The sequence below is a fragment of the Natrinema sp. LN54 genome (assembly GCF_052439245.1).
Classification (GTDB): domain Archaea; phylum Halobacteriota; class Halobacteria; order Halobacteriales; family Natrialbaceae; genus Natrinema; species Natrinema versiforme_A.
The window spans coordinates 1-17,860 of the sequence record NZ_JBQVRP010000003.1 but is presented as its reverse complement, the minus strand read 5'-3'; the positions used below and the strand labels follow the sequence as shown (position 1 = coordinate 17,860).

17 protein-coding genes, 3 tRNA genes and 1 other RNA gene are annotated in these 17,860 nt (G+C 66.0%); 15 read left to right on the top strand and 6 right to left on the bottom strand.

The annotated features are described in order from the left end of the window. Positions 1–53: 53 nt before the first annotated feature. Complete coding sequence (locus ACT4ML_RS09425) at positions 54–776, bottom strand: lipoate--protein ligase family protein (RefSeq protein WP_444720632.1); 723 nt, start codon at positions 774–776, stop codon at positions 54–56. 56 nt (positions 777–832) lie between these two features. Here ACT4ML_RS09425 and ACT4ML_RS09420 point away from each other — a divergent pair, with 56 nt between their 5' ends. The 3 genes from ACT4ML_RS09420 (at position 833) to ACT4ML_RS09410 (ending at position 2,724) form a co-directional block, all read left to right on the top strand. Beyond that, positions 833–1,720 (top strand): hypothetical protein, encoded by an 888-nt coding sequence (locus ACT4ML_RS09420; protein WP_444720631.1) that lies wholly within the window; start codon positions 833–835, stop codon positions 1,718–1,720. Positions 1,721–1,822: 102 nt separating this feature from the next. Beyond that, positions 1,823–2,314, top strand: coding sequence for a PaaI family thioesterase (locus ACT4ML_RS09415; RefSeq protein WP_444720630.1), 492 nt, complete (start codon positions 1,823–1,825; stop codon positions 2,312–2,314). A 191-nt stretch (positions 2,315–2,505) separates the two neighbouring features. Continuing rightward, a complete protein-coding gene (locus ACT4ML_RS09410) occupies positions 2,506–2,724 on the top strand; it encodes a hypothetical protein (RefSeq protein WP_444720629.1) in 219 nt (72 codons plus the stop codon). A 513-nt stretch (positions 2,725–3,237) separates the two neighbouring features. Here the strand turns inward: ACT4ML_RS09410 and ACT4ML_RS09405 are convergent. Both ACT4ML_RS09405 and ACT4ML_RS09400 read right to left on the bottom strand, forming a co-directional pair. Next, complete coding sequence (locus ACT4ML_RS09405; RefSeq protein ID WP_175416457.1) at positions 3,238–3,402, bottom strand: hypothetical protein; 165 nt, start codon at positions 3,400–3,402, stop codon at positions 3,238–3,240. Positions 3,403–3,610: 208 nt separating this feature from the next. Next, positions 3,611–4,183, bottom strand: a complete 573-nt coding sequence (locus ACT4ML_RS09400; protein ID WP_444720628.1) for a cysteine hydrolase family protein — start codon at positions 4,181–4,183, stop codon at positions 3,611–3,613. A gap of 122 nt (positions 4,184–4,305) precedes the next feature. Between ACT4ML_RS09400 and ACT4ML_RS09395 the strand changes: the two genes are divergently transcribed. The 3 genes from ACT4ML_RS09395 to ACT4ML_RS09385 are packed head-to-tail and all read left to right on the top strand — an operon-like array spanning position 4,306 to position 8,802. Continuing rightward, positions 4,306–6,027: an Hvo_1808 family surface protein gene (locus tag ACT4ML_RS09395; protein ID WP_444720627.1), complete on the top strand. Its 1,722-nt coding sequence runs from the start codon at positions 4,306–4,308 to the stop codon at positions 6,025–6,027. Positions 6,028–6,081: 54 nt separating this feature from the next. After that, positions 6,082–7,611: an Hvo_1808 family surface protein gene (locus ACT4ML_RS09390; protein WP_444720626.1), complete on the top strand. Its 1,530-nt coding sequence runs from the start codon at positions 6,082–6,084 to the stop codon at positions 7,609–7,611. A gap of 30 nt (positions 7,612–7,641) precedes the next feature. Further along, positions 7,642–8,802, top strand: a complete 1,161-nt coding sequence (locus ACT4ML_RS09385) for a nicotinate phosphoribosyltransferase (protein WP_444720625.1) — start codon at positions 7,642–7,644, stop codon at positions 8,800–8,802. A gap of 194 nt (positions 8,803–8,996) precedes the next feature. Here ACT4ML_RS09385 and ACT4ML_RS09380 read toward each other — a convergent pair whose 3' ends face one another. Further along, positions 8,997–9,596: a TIGR00296 family protein gene (locus tag ACT4ML_RS09380; protein WP_444720624.1), complete on the bottom strand. Its 600-nt coding sequence runs from the start codon at positions 9,594–9,596 to the stop codon at positions 8,997–8,999. Between the two features lie 248 nt (positions 9,597–9,844). On the opposite strand from ACT4ML_RS09380, the gene rnpB reads away from it, so the two are divergent. Together rnpB and ACT4ML_RS09370 are read left to right on the top strand one after the other, a co-directional pair. Then, positions 9,845–10,293, top strand: an RNA gene (gene rnpB, locus ACT4ML_RS09375) — RNase P RNA component. An 84-nt stretch (positions 10,294–10,377) separates the two neighbouring features. Next, positions 10,378–10,773, top strand: coding sequence for a hypothetical protein (locus ACT4ML_RS09370; protein ID WP_444720623.1), 396 nt, complete (start codon positions 10,378–10,380; stop codon positions 10,771–10,773). A 323-nt stretch (positions 10,774–11,096) separates the two neighbouring features. Here ACT4ML_RS09370 and ACT4ML_RS09365 read toward each other — a convergent pair. Then, positions 11,097–11,169 (bottom strand) — tRNA-Arg (locus ACT4ML_RS09365). Between the two features lie 391 nt (positions 11,170–11,560). Here ACT4ML_RS09365 and ACT4ML_RS09360 point away from each other — a divergent pair. The 3 genes from ACT4ML_RS09360 (at position 11,561) to ACT4ML_RS09350 (ending at position 14,588) form a co-directional block, all read left to right on the top strand. After that, complete coding sequence (locus ACT4ML_RS09360) at positions 11,561–13,054, top strand: single-stranded DNA binding protein (RefSeq protein WP_444720622.1); 1,494 nt, start codon at positions 11,561–11,563, stop codon at positions 13,052–13,054. Between the two features lie 66 nt (positions 13,055–13,120). Then, entirely contained in the window at positions 13,121–13,552 is a 432-nt protein-coding gene (locus ACT4ML_RS09355; RefSeq protein WP_444720621.1) for a histone, read from the top strand. Positions 13,553–13,556: 4 nt separating this feature from the next. Further along, a complete protein-coding gene (locus ACT4ML_RS09350) occupies positions 13,557–14,588 on the top strand; it encodes a histone deacetylase family protein (RefSeq protein ID WP_444720620.1) in 1,032 nt (343 codons plus the stop codon). Positions 14,589–14,606: 18 nt separating this feature from the next. Here ACT4ML_RS09350 and cca read toward each other — a convergent pair whose 3' ends face one another. Next, the gene (gene cca / locus ACT4ML_RS09345; protein WP_444720619.1) at positions 14,607–16,046 is read right to left on the bottom strand and encodes a CCA tRNA nucleotidyltransferase; all 1,440 of its coding nucleotides are present in this window, start codon (positions 16,044–16,046) and stop codon (positions 14,607–14,609) included. Positions 16,047–16,141: 95 nt separating this feature from the next. Between cca and ACT4ML_RS09340 the strand changes: the two genes are divergently transcribed. The 4 genes from ACT4ML_RS09340 (at position 16,142) to ACT4ML_RS09325 (ending at position 17,435) form a co-directional block, all read left to right on the top strand. Beyond that, positions 16,142–16,247, top strand: a tRNA-Asn gene (locus ACT4ML_RS09340). 127 nt (positions 16,248–16,374) lie between these two features. Continuing rightward, positions 16,375–16,959, top strand: a complete 585-nt coding sequence (locus tag ACT4ML_RS09335; RefSeq protein WP_444720618.1) for a MogA/MoaB family molybdenum cofactor biosynthesis protein — start codon at positions 16,375–16,377, stop codon at positions 16,957–16,959. A 195-nt stretch (positions 16,960–17,154) separates the two neighbouring features. Next, on the top strand, positions 17,155–17,283 hold the full coding sequence (locus ACT4ML_RS09330; protein WP_444720617.1) for a hypothetical protein: 129 nt from the start codon (positions 17,155–17,157) through the stop codon (positions 17,281–17,283). 77 nt (positions 17,284–17,360) lie between these two features. Beyond that, positions 17,361–17,435, top strand: a tRNA-Ile gene (locus ACT4ML_RS09325). Positions 17,436–17,860 lie beyond the last annotated feature (425 nt).

Below are 17,860 nucleotides of genomic sequence, written 5' to 3'. Positions count from 1 at the left end.
TCGAGCGCGTTCCAGACGGCGTCTCGCTCCGTTTTTGGGACCCGAATGGTCGTCTACCGCCCGTCGCCGAGGTGCTCGACCGACACGTCAGCCGTGTCGCTCGCGTCGCCGATTAGGGCATCCTCGATGGCTGCCCGAACAGTCTCGGGATCAGCGGGCCCGCCCGCCCCCGCGATGGTCCCGACCGTCGCCGGATCGAGCGCCACCCCGAGCGCGTCGTAGACCCCCTCGAGCACACCCGCGAGTTCTCCGCGATTAGCGACGAGCACGGTCCCGGCGACGAGCGCGGCGTCGGCCCGAACGCGCTGGGCGATGCCGACGAGCTTCCGCCGTCGCCCGTCGGCGCTCGCGTCTGTTGCCGACAGCGAGTGCGTTCCGGGGCAGAACGACTCGTCGGGCTCGCCGCGGCTCGGCTCGAGGCCGATCGTTCGAAGCGCTCGCTCGAGAGCGGCCGTAGCGCGCTCGTACCGGTCCGTCGACCCGGTGCGGAAGTCCGCGACCGGTTCGGCGCGGACGAAGGCCAGCGTCGTCTCGCCGTCGTAAGCGACCGCCCGGCCGCCGACGTCGCGCTCGATCGGCGGGAGCCCGCGCTCGCGTGCGGCCTCGCGGGCGCGGTCGTACCCCTCGAGACGGGTGTCCCGGCGGCCGAAGGCGACCTGTCGGTGCGGGATCCAGACGCGGACGGCCGGCTCGCCGCCGGCGGCGATCGAGAGCAGCCGCCGGCTCGCGTCGCGATCGGCTTCGACGGACGACGCCCGGCCGCGAAAAACGCGCATAGCGGCCGTAGGTCCCGGTGGGCCTAAACGCTCCCGCCCCCAGAGACCGACAACGAATGGCCGTCACCCTCCCCGAGGCCGTGCTGTCCCAGTACGAGCGCTTCTCGCTGTACAACTCGCCGTATCCCGCCCACGACGGCGGCTGCGCGATCGATCTCTATCCCGGGACGCTGGTAGACGGGCGGACGACCGCCGCGCCGAGCCCGGTCGCCGGCACCGTCCGCGAGATCCGGACCGTCCGCGCGCCGCCGAAACCCTACGCGCCCGACCACGACCACCTCATCCTGCTCGAGCCCGCGGACTCGAGCCCGCTTTCGGGACTGACCGTTCGAATCCTCCACGTCGAGCCGTCGGTCGAAGGTGGTCAGCGCGTCGACCGCGGCGACTCGCTCGGCCGGCTCGTCCGGGCGGGCTTTTTCGCGCCGTGGGTCGACAACCACCTCCACGTCGGGTTTCGCGGCCCCGACCAGAACCCCTACCGCGCGTCGGGGTCGCTCCCGCTCGAACTCGGGACTTCGGTCCGACCGCTCGAGTGGGACGGCACCGGCCGCGTCGTCTCGACCGGGGATACCTACGCGGTCCTCGACGCGCCGGCGCATCCGAAACCCGGCGCGGGATTCGTCGGCGTGCGAGCCGACGGCGGCGGCGTCCTCGACGGCGGACTCCCCCACTACGACGGCGGCGGGCTGCTCGAGTCCCGCGGATCGCTCGACGCGGATCGCGACCCCGTCGTCTCGCTGAACGGCGACCGACTCGGCGTCGTCGACGGCCGAACGATCGCATGGGACGAGGTGACCGTCACGGCCAACGGCGAGCCGATCACCGGCCTGTCGCTGTTCTGCGCTCGAGACGGCGACTTCGGCGCGAAGTTGATCTGTCCGGACCGGTCGTTCGAGCGAGGGGAGCGCGTTCGGGTGCGGATCCGCTTGAGCGAGGCGGAGTGATCGGGTATCGTCCGATCGGACACCGTCCGGACGGATGAACGCCGAACAACGGATACGTCGAGAAACGTAGCTGTCAAGACCGTCGCCGGCGGACGGGTCGCCATGGCCGAGGACACGCCGACGATGGACGCGCTCGACGAGTTCGAGGACCTCGAGGGGATGCTCCAGTACTTCCTCGACGAGAACCAGGAGTTCCTCTCGTGGCTCGGGACGACCGTCGACAACGTCGGCGACGGGACGATGACGATGTCGATTCCCTACGACGAGAAGCTGACGAACACGCGGCCGGACCCCGACCCCGACGAGCAGGCGGACCTCCACGGCGGCGTCGCGGCCACCCTCGTCGACACCGTCGGCGGCCTCGCGTTGCGGACGGCCATGGACGACCCCTTCGCGTCGCGGATCGCGACGATCAACCTGAACGTCAACTACCTCCGGCCGGCGACGAGCGACCTCGTCGCGACCGCGGACGTGATCCGGGTCGGCGGCAGCGTCGGCGTCAGCGAGATCACCGTCGAGAGCACGGCCCCCGACGGGGAGACCAAACCCGTCGCGATCGGACAGGGCGCGTACCGCGTGTTCCGTCCCGAGTAGCAGTCGTCAGCAATACGGTTTCTTTATTCGGAGTAACCCTGGAAAGTCACGTTCAGTGCGGGTGAGCGACGTATCGCCCTGGACAAGATGGGAACATAGCATGCATTCAACTAAATCGTTGCTCTCTACTTTCTTGAACAAGGATTGTTGGTCATAAGAAGAAATTTATACTATTGCGATGAGTTATACGTATGAATGCGAACCCGACAGGCGGATACAATGAAATGCAACTAGTCGTGTTGGGTGTTGTCGTCCTTGCCATTTCTATAACGCTCATCCTCTCCCTCCTCGCCGTTCCACCGGCGTATCTCGGGACGATATTTGTCGTTCTGGTGGTCGGTCTGATGGTGCTGGCGTGGCCGCTCTTCGTCAAAGCCCACCCGCGAGAAGAGACCGCAACGTCAGATTGACAGCCGAGACGGTGAGACATCCGCCACCCTAACCCGCAGGTGGTTTTGCAAGGCTAATCGGCCAATCCGCACACACAGTTATCGTGCTATTCAATTGATTCTCAGTCAGAGTTCCGGATGAAGAACCCGTGCTCCGATCTACCGGGAGAATCCGAACCTCGAGTTCCATCCCGTTACGCCCGCAAGCAGGGGTGTCAGGAATCGGCGATCAGCCGCCGAAGCCGAACCACGAAAACAGCCAGTGCGATCCCGAACGCGGCGGCGGGAAGGGTGGAGCCGGCCGTGACGAAATACCAGAGCGCGTACGCGCTGATTCCGATACCCGCTAAGTACACGGGTCGCAACCGTTGTTCGTTCAATTGACCCCCTCCGCCGGCCTCGAGTCGGGCCGCGGTCCGTCGCTCCGCACCGCGAGCCGCAGTCGCCGCGTTTCCATACCCGTGGATCGGTGCTTCGGTAGTAAAAGCTACTCACTGGAGGGCGAGGCGGCGCCGTCGGATCGCCCGCTCGAGGCTACGTATCGGCGGACAGCATCCGGAGCCGAAATACGAGATAGACCGCGACGAACACGAACGCGCCGGCGTACAGCCACGTGCCGTTCGCCACGGCGTACGTGAACGCGACCGCGTTGAGCGCGATCCCAACGATGTAGATCGGTCGCAGCTGTTGTCTGTTCATTCGCGTTCACCGTCCGTCGTCGCCTCGAGGTGCGGTCGGAGCGCCGGTGCCAGCGGTCGCGAAAGGCGCGCGGTCATAGGTGGTCCTTGGAGCCGATCCGGTAAAACACTGCAACCCGAGCCCGGGCGTCGCTCGCGGCTCGTCCCGCGTCCGATCCGGACCGGTCGCCGTTTCGACCGGCGCGAGCCGAACGGAGCGGAGCGACCGCTCAGGCGAACTCGAGTTCCCCGCTCGGTTCGACCTCGCCGAACAGCCACGCGGCGTGCTCGAGGGCGTACTCGCGGTGCTCGTCCTCGATCGCGCCGATACAGTCCTCGACCATGATCGGGCGGAAGTCCCGCAGGCCCGCGCTGCCACCGGTGTGGAGCACGCAGACGTTCGCGAGCGTGCCACAGATGACGAGATCGTCGATCCCGCGGGCGTTCAGCCAGCCCTCGAGTTCGGTGTTGTAGAACGCGTCGTAGGTGTGTTTCTCGACGACGTTGTCGGCCTCCTCGACGGGGAGTTCGTCGACGATTTCGGCCTCCCACGACCCTTCGAGGACGTGTTCGCCCCACTGGTCGAACTCGTCGTAGTAGTGGGCGTCGTCGAACTGTTCCGGCGGGTGGACGTCGCGGGTGAACAGCAGCCGCGCCCCGGCGTCGCGAGCGCGCTCGACGAGGGCCGCGATCGGCTCGATGACGTCCTCGCTGCCCGGCGCGTACAGCGAGCCCTCGGGGTGACAGAATCCGTTTTGCATGTCGACGACCACCACTGCCGTGCTGGCTGGCTCGAGGCGCATGACTAAGCGGTCGTACGGACGGAATCGTAAAAACGTTCGCGCCGGACTCGAGAGCGACGGCCCACCGGTACAATCGTCGTTCTTTTTACACTGCCATTCGTACGGATAGCTATCCCTCCCATATGAGATCGATGCGCACCCGCCCGTCTGGGACCTTCCTCGCAGTGGCCCTCGCCGTAATGCTCGTGACCGGCGGACTCGCCGGTCCGGTGGTGGCGTCCACGGCTGCGACGCAGACTAACTCCGTCACCGCGACTTCGGGTTCGACTTCCGTACCCGGTGCCGATTCGACCGCGGTCGCGAGTACGGCGTCGGCCGCGACCCAGGACGATCGCCCCGCGAATCCGACGACCGAGGACACCGTCGGCTACGTCGCGGGCTACTGGTACGACGACGACCTGCCCGTCGACGACCAGTCCGACGCGGTCGTCGACGAGGACGATCTCGACCCCGTCGTCTATCGGGCGATGGCTCGCGTCGAGCGAATCCGCAATCTCACCTTCGACGATCGGGTCTCCGTCGATGTCATCTCCCGCGAGGAGTACCGGGAGACGAACGGCGACCGCTTCGCGAACATCTCGTCCGAGAACCGACTCGAGCAGAACGTCGGCTACGAGGCGCTGTTTACGGTCGACCGGAACACCGCGGCGACCGACGCGGCCGAGACGGTCTACGGCGGTGCCGTCGCCGGCTACTACGATCCCGCGACCGACGAGATCGTCATCGTCTCCGAAAACCCCGACACGCCCGAACTGAACGAACTCACGCTCGGGCACGAGCTCGTCCACGCCTTACAGGACCAGCGGTTCGATCTGTCGCAACTCGAGGGGACGACCCAAGACGGCGAGACCGCGAAAAACGGGCTGGTCGAGGGCGACGCCAGCCGGGTCGAACGCGAGTACGAGCACCGGTGTGGCACCGAGTGGGACTGTCTCGAGCCCGTCGACGGACCGAGCAGCGGGGGACTCGATATCAACTGGGGTATCTACTTCAGCGTCTACCAGCCCTACAGCGACGGCCCCGACTACGTCAACTACCTGCGCGATCAGGGCGAGGGCTGGTCGGCCGTCAACGCGGCCTACGACGACCCGCCGGCGACGACCGCGGCGGTGATCCACCCCGGCTCGGAGCGCGAACCGGCGAACGTTTCGGTCCCCGACCGCTCGAGCGGTGACTGGCGACAGCTCCGAGTCGACGGCGAGACGGCCAACGACACCGTCGGCGAGGCGGGCATGGTCGCGATGTTCGCCGCCGACGCTCTCGACTCCGACCAGCCATCGGTGATCGACTCCACTGAACTCCTCCAGAGCCCCGAGAGCTATAATTACAATCACTCGTACACGAACGGCTGGGCCGGCGACGAACTGGTCGTCTACACGAACGACGACGTCGAGAACGCGAGCGATCCGGCCGCGGCGGCCGGTCACGCGGGCTACGTCTGGCGAACCCAGTGGCAATCGAACGGGGACGCCCAGCAGTTCGTCAACGGCTATCTCCAACTGCTCGAGAACCACGACGCCGACGCCGTCGACGGGCGACAGGACACCTACGTGATCGACGACGGCGGCTACGCCGGCGCGTACTCCCTCGAGCGAACCGGTCAGACGCTGACGATCGTCCGCGCGCCCTCGGTCGACGAACTCCCGAACGTCGAGGCCGGTGCCGCGCCCGAGGGCGAGGACCGTCTCGAAATCACCGACTCGAGCGGGACCGGGACCGACACCGTTCCCGGCTTCGGCCCGTTGGCCGTGGCGAGCGCGCTCGCGCTCGCGCTGCTCGGCGCGGGGACTCGGATCGTCGTCGGCCGCGGCCGGACCGGCGGTGGCCCACGCGACCGTGACTGATCGCCCGCACGACCACCCGACGCTCATGTTACCGTCTCGCCGCAGAGTCACCCAATGAGCCGAGTCAGACTGTTCGCGGTACTCGTCCTCGTCGTTTGCTCGGGCTGTGCGCTTCCCGGCAGTTCGAGCGGGTTCGATACCGACCGCGAACTCGGATACGTCGGCGACTACGCCCACGACGACGTCTTCGAGTTCGACGCGAGCGACGGCCTCACCGAGGAGCAACTCGAGGCCGTCAAGTACCGCTCGATGGCTCGGATCGAGGTGGTTCGCGGCTTGAAGTACGAACGCGACGTCTCCCTCGAGGTGATCGATCGAGCCGAGTACCGCGACCGCCAGACGGCCGGGACCGAGAACGCGTCGGCGTTCGAGAACGAACTCTGGCGCGGCGCGTTCCTCGTCGACAGCGAGACGGACGTGAATCGAGCGTTCGACGACCTCTACGGCGACTCCGTGCAGGGCTACTACACGAACGATCGGATCGTCATCGTCGCGGACGACGCCGACGACATCCGGATCGACCGCCGGACGCTGGTCCACGAACTGACCCACGCGCTGCAAGACCAGCGCTTCGGTATCGCTCGCCGGAGCGAGACGATCGACGGCCTGCGCGCCGAAAACGGGCTGCTCGAGGGCGAAGCGAACTACGTCCCCGACCGATACGATCGGCGATGCGGGACCGAGTGGCAGTGTCTGTCCGACCCCCAGCCAGCGGCGGCGTCGGGTGAAACCCTCACCCAGCGGCCGTTCAACGTCGGCCTCTTCCTCTCGATTTACGCGCCCTACGCCGAGGGGCCGCCGTTCGTCGCCGATCTCTACGACCGCGGCGGCTGGGACGCCATCGATCGGGCTCACGACGAGCCGCCCCAAAGCACCGCCCAGTTGATCCACCCCAACCGCTATCCCGATACCGACCCGATCGATGTCGACGTTCCCGACCGCTCGAGCGACGAGTGGCGGCCGATCACCGACGGCACTGGCAGCGGTGACGGCGACGAGATCGAGGGCGGCGAGCCCCGCACAGAAACCGTCGGCGAGGCGTCCCTGTTCGCGACGCTCTGGGCCAACGGCGCGATCGATCGGCCACTCACGGAGGGGACGACCGAGCGCTCGCAGTATAACTACTCCCACCCCGCGACCGCGGGCTGGGCCGGCGATAGCATCCGCGTCTACCGACACGCGGACGACCCCGGTCGGACCGGCCACGTCTGGCGACTCGCGTGGGAGAGCCCCGCGGACGCGACGGCGTTCGCCGACGCGTACCGCCAACTTCTCGCGAACAACGGGGCCGAACGGACCGACGCCGCCGGGGACGGCACCTATCGGATTCCCGACGGCGAGCCCTTCGCCGGCGCGTATCGCGTCGCCGTCGCCGGTGACACGGTCGAAATCGTCGGCGCCCCGTCGGTCGACGACCTCGAGGGGATTCACGCAGCCGAATCCGAAGCGACCCCCGCGATCGAGTCACGCTCGTCCCTCGAGTCGGCGACCAACCCGCCAACTCCCGCCTCGCCGCGGCCCGAACCGGCGCCACTGGGAGCGATGTCGGCGACGCCGGCGGCGCACACGTCGGCAGACGGGTAGCTTTTTTGCCTCCCGCGGGAAACCGGCGATATGTCAAATCCGTTCGGAACCGTTCCCCCGGAAGCGATTCTCGCGGGGGAAGCCACGGACGCCTACTTCGAGCGCACGCGGGCCACGCTCGAGCACGCGGACAAGAATCCCCACGTCGTCGCCGAAGTGACCGCCGACCAGTTCCCCACCGGCCACTTCGACGTGTTCACCGGCGTGAAAGACGTCGCGACGCTGTTCGAAGGGCGCAACGTCGACGTCGACGCGCTCCCGGACGGACAACTGTTCGACGGCGGCCCCGTTCTCCGGATCGAAGGCCCGTACCTCGAGTTCGCCGAACTCGAGACCTCCCTGCTCGGATTTCTCTCCCAGCCAAGCGGCTTCGCGACGGCCGCACTCGAGGCCCGACTGGCCGCGCCCGACTCGCTGGTCCTGTCGTTCGGCGCGCGCCACGTCCATCCCTCGATCGCGTCGACCGTCGAGCGAGCCGCGTTGCTCGCCGGACTCGACGGCTTCTCTCACGTTGCGGCGGGCGAGATTCTGGACCGCGAGGCGGGCGGGACGATGCCCCACGCGCTCATGTTCTGTTTCGGCGAGGGGAACCAAGCCGAGGCCTGGACGGCGTTCGACGAAGCCGTCGGCGAGGACGTGCCCCGGATCGCGCTGGTCGACACCTTCTGGGACGAGAAGAGCGAGAGCCTGCTCGCCGCCGAGACGCTGGGCGAGGATCTCGACGGCGTCCGCATCGACACCACGAGTTCCCGTCGCGGCGACTTCCGGCACATCATCCGCGAGGTCCGCTGGGAACTCGACGCCCGCGGCCGCGAGGACGTCGACATCTTCTGCAGCGGCGGCCTCGGTCCCGATTCGATCCGACCCCTGCGCGACGTCGCCGACGGTTTCGGCGTCGGCAGCCACATCACCGGTGCCGACTCGGTGGACTTCAGCCTCGACATCGTCGAAATCGAAGGCGAACCGATCTCCAAGCGGGGCAAGCTATCCGGAGTCAAGGACGTCTATCGCACCCCCGAGGGCGGCCACCACGTCGCGCTCGCCGACGGCGACGGGCCCGACGAGGGCGACTCCCTGCTCGAGCCGCTGGTTCGCGACGGCGACATCGTCCGGGAGTTCGATCTGGACGACGCGAGCGAGCGGTGTCTCGAGGACGCCGAAGCGGTCGATTTCGGCGGGAAAGATACGTAAGGCGTCGATAACAGCTGCCGACTCGAGTCGCCGGTCCCGAAACGGTGGCGCTCGAACGTCCGAGTACCGGTCGCTGACGCCGTTCAGTGTCTCCCGAAGAGACGACCGGAATCGGTCGCGAAGAGGCAGGTCGCGCGGCTCTTCGGAGATGGCTGAGATCGAGTCGCAATACGGTCGCAGTCGCGAATCGCGTCTTAGACTTCTTCGATACTGCCGTCGGCCTCGCGCTCGCGGAAGACCTGCCCCTCGAACAGCGTGACGATGACGTCGTCGTCCTGCCACGCGCCCGGCGCGAGCTTCGCTTTGCGGCACGTCCGATCGAGGTACTCGCGAGCGCTCCAGTCGTTTTGAACCGGCACCGTCGGGTAGAGCCAGCCGCCCTCGCCGCCGTCGATGGCGACGCCGTGGGTGCCGAGCTCGAGGTCGGCGAGCGGATCGTCGGTCAGGATGACGTTCTTGACGGTACAGACCGAGACCGTCAGGTTCGGTAGCTCCGAGGGGCTCACTTCGGAGCCACAGGAGTCCTCGCTGGCCGCTTCGATCGCCGCGTCGACGATGACGTGGCCGAGCTGGTCGTCCGAACGGTACCCGCCTGCACAGCCTCGCAGGCTCCCCCGGCCGCGAGTCGACTCGAGACGGACGAACGCGCCCGTCCGCTCGTAGAAGGCTTCGCGCATGCTGCCCGGTTGTTCTCGCTGCCCGTGTTGTACATAGGATTCGACGGATTCACGCGCGAGTTCGACCGCGCGAGCACCGTCTTCGTAGGAGAGGTCTGCGCCCTGTCGCTGGGACATACAGATGGACAAGGGGATAGTCGTCCTAAAACGCTTCCATTCGCTGCGCGGCGCTTTTTGTGTCCCGACCGGGGGACTTATTCGCCCCACGTGCCTATACTGAGTGGGAGAGAGAGCCCGGTTGCCGCGATGGTCGTGCCGGCGACGGCGCGATCACCATGCCGTCGGCACCCATGCTGGTGACCGACGCGCACAACGTTGGCCACCTCTCCGAGGTGCCCAACGCACCTAACGTGGCCCATCTCTTCGAGATGCGCCACGCTCGCGAGGAAAGTCCCCCCACCTGTTCGGGCAGGTGACCGGACGCAAGTCCGGAGCGGGAGACCGCTGGCTCTGGAACAGAAACGACACGTCTCGGCCCGACCGATGATGCGTGCGAACCCGACCGAGAGGAAGGGGAGCGAACCCGCAGAGGGATGCGCGGTCCGATGGACCGCGAAACGTGAGGCGGTGCGAACCGCCGACCGAGCGAGCGGCATTCGCCGCGAGCAGTGTGCGGTTGCCAAACCGTGGTTCGAATCTACGGGTCACGTTCGTCGTGATCGACCGCACACGGACGGCCGAGGAGCGATGGAACGGCGAATCCTCACCGGTGCAAGTCCGCGCCGTGGTAGCCCGAACGCGCCGCGGCACCGCCGCGGGCGGCGCGGACGCTCAGCCGAATGCCGGGACGAACAGAAGGGGGCTTACTCCTCTCACCCAGTTTCGTACTCGAGCGGTCGCTATCCTCGCAGAAACCCCTGACAGAAGTTATTTATTCACTGTCACGCTCAGTTCTGATATGAACAGCCGCGAAGTCGTCGTCTATCTCGGGGCCATACTGCTGGCGTTCGTGGGGTTACTCGGAGCTGGTTTTGTGGCGTCTGTCCTCGAGTTCAACCCAGACATGGTGGAGATCGCAATGTTGCTCGTGTTCTACGGGATCGCACTCGGCGGCGGTCATCTGTACCTCGCGCTCCGAAACGAGGGCAGCGACGTGCCACCGTCCGCACGATGGCGATATCTCGCGGTTCTCATCATCCTCCTCGTCGCAGGTGCCGCACTCGCCGTTAACGGTGAGCAGACCATCGCAACGATCGAACTCAGGACGATCGGACGGGCCGTTATCGGCGTGACGATCGTCGGCTACGTCCTGACTGAAGCCGTCGACGGCTATCGGACGGTTCGCTCGAGTTGATTCGCCAATTTCCGCGGACAAGTTTCATCGACATCAGCCGCTCGCTTCGCTCACGGTTTGGTGTCGGTAGATGCGTCCTGACGGAGTCCAACGCGAACGAAGTGAGCGTTGGGCAGTCAGGACCGAACCCGAGAGCGGGCGCTGAGCAATGCGAAGCGCCCGCGATAAGTGAGCGTCCTGACGGAGATTTGAACACGCCGAGACGTTCCGGGTCGCTCACTGCGTTCGCTCCCGGACTGCGACTCGTCTGCTCAAATCTCCGTATTGGAGTTTCTTTCAGCACGGACTGCTCGCTACGCTCGCAGTGTTGTGCTGAAGAGAAACGTCCTGACGGAGATTTGAACTCCGGTCCCTGGCTCCGCAAGCCAAGAGGATAGTCCACTACCCTATCAGGACTCATCTCTTCATACCCCGGTGAACATTAAAGCCCTTTCGAAAGGCTTCCGCCGGCACGGGGTTTCGCTGCAGTCGGTCGACAGTTTCGCCCGCTCGAGTTCGCATCGCCGTCTCGGAATCTCGCACGACCGCCGCCGGCCGGTCGCGTGCGTCGTAATTGCTGTCGTGACGACGCGCAGCCCGTACTGACGTTTATATACTGTGAGGCGGCCAGCGTGGTGTATGATTTCCCGCTCGAGTCTCACCGAATCACAGCCGCGACGAGCAGTTTCCGTGCGGTCGGGACCAGTCGATTCGACCGACACGGCCGCCGCCTCCGTCGAACGCGGTACCGTACTGCGACACCGAATGGATAACGCTTATGCGCGGGCTACCCATGCACGAGCATAGAATGAGCGACATCGAGGGCGTATATGAGGACCTCGAGGCCGACGTTTCTCTCGAGGAGTTTCGCGAGGCCGTCGAGGCGAAAGTCGAGCAGATGGGGGGACTCGCGGACGAGGAGACGGCGGCGATGCTCGTCGCTCACGAAGTCGGCGAGAGCGAGGTCGGCGGCATCGCCGATATCGAACCCGGGATGGAAGAGGCGAAGTTCGTCGCCAAGGTGCTCTCGATCGGCGAGAAACGGACCTTCGAGCGCGACGGCGAGGACGAGGACGGACAGGTCGTCAACGTCGAAGTCGCGGACGAAACCGGCTCCGTGCGAGCCGCCTTCTGGGACGAACACGCCGAAGCCGCGATCGAGGAACTCGAGGAGGGGCAAGTCCTGCGGATCGGGGGCCGACCCAAGGAGGGCTTTAGCGGCGTCGAGGTCAGCGTCGACAACGTCGAGCCCGATCCGGACACCGAGATCGACGTGCAGATCTCCGATACGTACGCCGTCGACGACCTCTCGCTCGGGCTCTCGAACGTCAACCTCGTCGGCCTGCTTCTGGACACCGACAGCGTCCGCACGTTCGACCGCGACGACGGCTCCGAGGGGAAGGTCTCGAACCTCGTCCTCGGGGATTCGACCGGACGCATCCGCGTGACGCTGTGGGACGAGCAGGCCGACCTCGCCACGGAACTCGAGGCCGGCACGACCGTCGAGGTGATCGACGGCTACGTCAAGGAACGCGACGGGAGCCTCGAACTCCACGTCGGCAACCGCGGCGCCGTCGAGGAAGTCGACGAGGACGTCGAGTACGTCCCCGAGAACACGCCAATCGAGGACCTCGAGATCGACCAGACGGTCGACATCGCAGGGGTCGTCCGCTCGGCGGATCCGAAGCGAACCTTCGACCGCGACGACGGCTCGGAGGGACAGGTCCGGAACATCCGCGTCCAGGACGCCACCGGAGACATCCGCGTCGCGCTCTGGGGCGAGAAGGCCGACATCGACGTGGGGCCGGGCGACGAAGTCGCGCTCGGCGACGTCGAGATTCAGGACGGCTGGCAGGACGACCTCGAGGCCTCCGCGGGCTGGCAGTCGACGGTCACGGTCTTGGAATCCGATTCGACCGGCTCCGGCGATTCCGAGGGCGACGCCGAGGACTCGAGCGACCAGAACGCCGGCCTGTCGGCATTCGCCGGTGACGGAGACGGGGCCGGTGCGGAATCGGCGACGGGCGACTCCGCCGACACCGAGTCATCCGGCGGGGCTGACACTGGGGCAGACAGTGCAGAGACGGCCAGCGCGGACGCCGACGCGGACTCCGACGACCCGTCCGACGGCGAGGAACTCGAGTTCACCGGGGTCGTCGTCCAAGCCGGGAACCCGATCGTTCTCGACGACGGTGAGACGACGATGAGCGTCGCGACCGACACCGATGTCGGACTCGGCGAGGAGGTAACCGCCCGAGGGGTCGTCCGCGACGGCCGCCTCGAGGCAAACGACGTGTTCTGACGCCGCGAGCAACCTCATCGTCCGTCTAGGAAAAGCGTTAAGGGAGTTAGCTTCGCCTATCATGATATGAACGTCGAACTCCCGTTCGCCCCGGTGGATACGATCATCCGGCGGAACGCGGGCGATCTTCGGGTGAGTGCCGACGCGTCGAAGCAACTCGCAACGCGGATTCAGGAACACGGGAGCGAACTCGCCATCGACGCCGCCGAGGAGGCGACGGCGGACGGCCGCAAGACGCTGATGGCCCAGGATTTCGGCGTCGAACGCGTCGTCGACAAGGACGATCTCGAGCTGCCGGTCGCCCCGGTCGATCGCATCGCCCGGCTCGATATCGACGACCGCTACCGCGTTTCGATGGACGCCCGCGTCGCCCTCGCCGACATCCTCGAGGACTACGCGGACAACGTCGCCCGGGCGGCCGCGATCCTCGCGCACCACGCCGACCGGCGGACGATCACCGACGACGACATCGAGACGTACTTCTCGTTGTTCGAGTGAGTAGATGCAGTTCGGCTACAGCGAGGTCTGTCTCGCACACGATCCCGGTTCGCGCCACCCAGAGTCGCCGGACCGGCTACGGGCGATCCGAGAGGGGCTGAAGAAGAAACACGGCGTCGAGTACGTCGAAGCCGACCCCTGCGAACTCGAGACGATGGCGGCCGTCCACGAGCGCGAGTATCTCGAGTCGGTACGGGAGTTCTGTGCCGACGGCGGCGGGAGCTGGGACCCCGACACCACGGCCGTCGAGGAAACGTGGGACGCGGCCTGCCGGAGCGCTGGCCTCGCCTGTTGGGCCGCCGAACGGGCCCTCGAAGGTGCGACGGGCCGTAACACGCCCTTCTCGATCGGTCGCCCGCCGGGTCACCACGCCGTCTACGACAACGCGATGGGGTTTTGCTTCGTCAACAACGTCGCCGTCGCCGCCCAGCACGCCCTCGACTCGGACGCGTACGATGTCGATCGGGTCGCGATCATCGACTGGGACGTCCACCACGGCAACGGCACGCAGGATATCTTCTACGACCGGGAGGACGTCTTCTTCGTCTCGCTGCACGAACAGGGGCTCTATCCCGGTACCGGCGACGTCGACGAAATCGGCGAGGGCGACGGCGAGGGGACGACGATGAACGTTCCCATGCCGGCCGGAACCGACGACAGCGAGTACCTGGCCGCCCTCGAGGGGCCGATCGCCGCCGCGCTCACCGAGTTCGATCCCGACCTCCTCTTCATCAGCGCGGGGTTCGACGCCCACCGCCACGATCCGATCTCCCGTATCCGGCTCTCCACGGAGGCCTACGCCCTGATGAGCGACCGCGTTCGAACCCTCGCCGACGACACCGACGCCGCGCTGGCGTTCGTCCTCGAGGGCGGTTACGGGCTCGACGTCCTCGCCGACAGCATCGCGCTCGTCCACGAGACCTTCGACGGCCGCGAACCGATCGAACCGGACGACGACCCCGACGACAAAGCGACGTCCGCGCTCGAGGACGTCCTCGAGGCACACGATCTCGACGTCGATCTGGACACCCTCTAGGGTTCCCGCCGGCCGCTTTCAGGGTCGGGGGTCGAAGTACGCCGTGAGTTCCGTTCCGAACTCCGCGAGGAGGGACGTGATTTCGTCATCGATGAGTACGTCGTACCCGTCCTCGAGGGCCGTTTCGACGTGTGCGCCGAGCCCGACATCGAAGAGCCGGTCGCTCTCGAGGAACTCGCGAGCGGTGGTGAACTCCCGCTCGCGCTCGGTGACGTATCGGTCTCCCTCGATGAAGGGGCCGTAGGCGTCGGCGTCGTCCGCGTAGGCCTCGTAGAACCCCTCGGCGTGATCGCGGACGTGGATCGGCGGCCCGTCGTGGCGCTCGACCGCGGGACGCTCGCTGACCGCGAGTTCGGCGACGACGACGGCACTGTCGTCCGCGATCGCCGTCGCCCGGAAGACATCGAACCCGCGGTCATCGAGTCCTCGCGTGATCCCGTCGAGGGATTTCTGAAGCTGTGGGTAGAGCTGATCCTCGACGAGGTCGGGGGCGTCGAACCGGACCGCGACGGGGGTAGTTCCTCGCCGCTCGAGGTGAGCGCGTAGTTCGGATTCGGTCAGCGGCTCGTGCTCGTCGGGCTCGAAGTAGTCGGACCGCGGCGTTTCGAGAATCTCGCGGGCGTAGTGCTGGAAGCGGGCGACGTTTTCCCGCGAGCAGACGGCGGCGACATTGCGTTCGGGGTCCGTGGGGTCGATGACGACCAGGGGATCGTCGAACTGGCTGGCGGCGTCGCCGGCCGCCGCATTCTCTGTCTCGCGTGCGCGGCCGTGACCCTCGGGATCGATCTCGACCTGTGGATGCCAGTCGGCCGCGGCCTCGAGCAGCGGTCGAAACCCGCCGTACTCGCAAACGAGCAGCTCGGTGAGGTAGCCGCTGAACCCGCGGGTCCGGAGATCGCTGCCGTAGACGCCGATCCCCTTCAGGAACTGCTTCGTGACCCGCACGTCGTCGGCGAGTTCGTCGTCGAGTCGCCGCTGGAGGTATCGGGTGTGGAACGGCGTGCGGTCGACCGCCGAGCGGATCTCGGTCGCCGACTCGAGCCGAAAGCAGGGGACGACATCGATGTCGAACCCTTCGACTTCCCCTTTGACGTAGGGATGTTCGGCGTACTCCTCGTGGCCCTCGGGCAACGTGGCGTGGCCGACCTCGAGGCCGTACTCCTCGAGCGTTTCGCGGTCGAGATCCGGCGGAAAGCGGACGAAGATATCGATGTCCCGATCGCCGCTGATCCACGTGTCGCGGGCGGTCGAGCCGACCTGCAAGACGTCGGCTCCGTCACACCGCTCCGTCGCCGCCTGTTCGGCTCGCTCCATGAGCTGGTCGGCGACCTCGCGGAGCCGCGCGCGTTCGTCCGCGTCGGGCGTGACCTGCGCTCGAACCTCGGCGACGACCCGCTCGAGTTCGCGATCACCGTCTCGATCGTCGGGCTCGTCGCCCTCGGCGTCCTCCTCGCTCATTGGGGACGCGTACTCGAGCGGTGCGTGAAAGGGTATCGAACCGCGGGAAGGGAAAACGAAAGCCCTATCAAATGCACCCGACTATCACGAGATGAGCCGAAGTAGCTCAGATGGTAGAGCACCTCGCTGTTACGGCGACTCAGGTACTGCCTGTCCGCCGCAGATACGAGGTTGTCCCAGGTTCGAGTCCTGGCTTCGGCGCTTCTTCCTGATTCACGACGGTGAGCGATCCGTCTTTGCTGCGTATCGACGATAGCAGCCACGTCGAACTGCGAGTCCTCTCACCATCGGGGGAGGGATTATCGTCTTTCGGCAGTGACGTGGGGACATGACCAGCGATACCGATGACCGGCGGAGTACCGACGATCACGGCCACGACATCATCGATCCCCTCTTCGTCGGGATCGTCACCGTCTCGAGTTCGCGCGCGGACGAAGACGACCCCGACGATCCGGGTGGGGATACCATACAGGAGTGTTTCGAGTCTGCAGCCCACGAGGTTCGAGAACGGGTCCTGGTTCGGGACGATTACTCGGCGATCCGGACCGCCGTTCGGGGGCTGGTCGCGCGCCAAGACATCGACGTGGTGTGTACGACCGGCGGCACCGGCGTCACCGTCGACGACGTCTCCCCCGAAGCGACCGCGTCGCTGTTCGAGCGCGAACTGCCGGGCTTTGGCGAACTGTTCCGGTCGCTCTCGTGGGACGAAGTCGGAACGCGAGCGATGGCCTCGCGCGCGACGGCGGGGATTGCCGTCGACACACCGGTCTTCTGTCTCCCCGGGAGCGAGAGCGCCTGCGAAACCGCCTGTGAGGAACTGATCGTCCCCGAGACACCCCACCTCGCAGGGCTGGCGACGCGTCATCGCACCGAAGCGAGCGACCGGACGCTCGCGGATTACGGGAGCGAATAGCCCGACTGTTATCTGCTCACCTCGGCTCCGAGTCGGTGCTCTCGATGACAGATGCTGATCGTGGCTCACTCGAGGGATCGCCCTCCGAGGACCCACGGCAGTGAGAACATTTCTCCCCCGTTTCGAAACACCAGGCGAACAGTCAGATTGCCTGAACCAGCCTTTATTGAGCGCACGCGCGTGTATTCGATTGCTATGTGCCACCACTTCGAATCCGTCACCGAACTCGACGCCGAGGAACGCGAGGACGTCCTCGACGCCCACAGCAAGGCGGAGCTCGAGGCCGAACTCAGCGACGAGGCACTCGAGGCCCTGACCGCGTAGCGTCGCTCCGTCTCTTTCCCTCGAGCGGACCGGACAGCAAACGTTAATTAGCGCGCACGATTTTTCCCGACTGAAGAGGGCCCTTAGCTCAGTCTGGTTAGAGCGCTCGGCTCATAACCGAGTGGTCGATGGTTCGAATCCGTCAGGGCCCATGGAGTACTGCGAGCCGACGCGAGCGGTACGGAATCGTTCTTCCCAGTTCGAACCAGACGCCGACAAGCGAAGCGTGCCGTCAGCGAGGTTCGAATTCATCAGAATTCAGGCCAGATATCTGAGTGGCGCGTACTATAAAATGCTATCATGTTAGTGAGTATAATTGGGATACTGTCCTATAATCATGTGTGGTACTCCCTCTCTGTGAAGTCTCGGTTCGTAGGCCTTAAGTAGTAACCAGCGATTGTGAATTAATACGAAGAAGGAGGCGGCGTGCCCGATGCACGCTACCTCCGCGGATGGCTCGAGTCCGAAGGGGTTATGTACCCCAGACGGCTTAGGAATACATCCGCACGAGATGAGGATTCCACCCCTGCGGTCCGCCGTACAGATGGGATCTGATGTTAGCCTTGGTAGTTCGGTG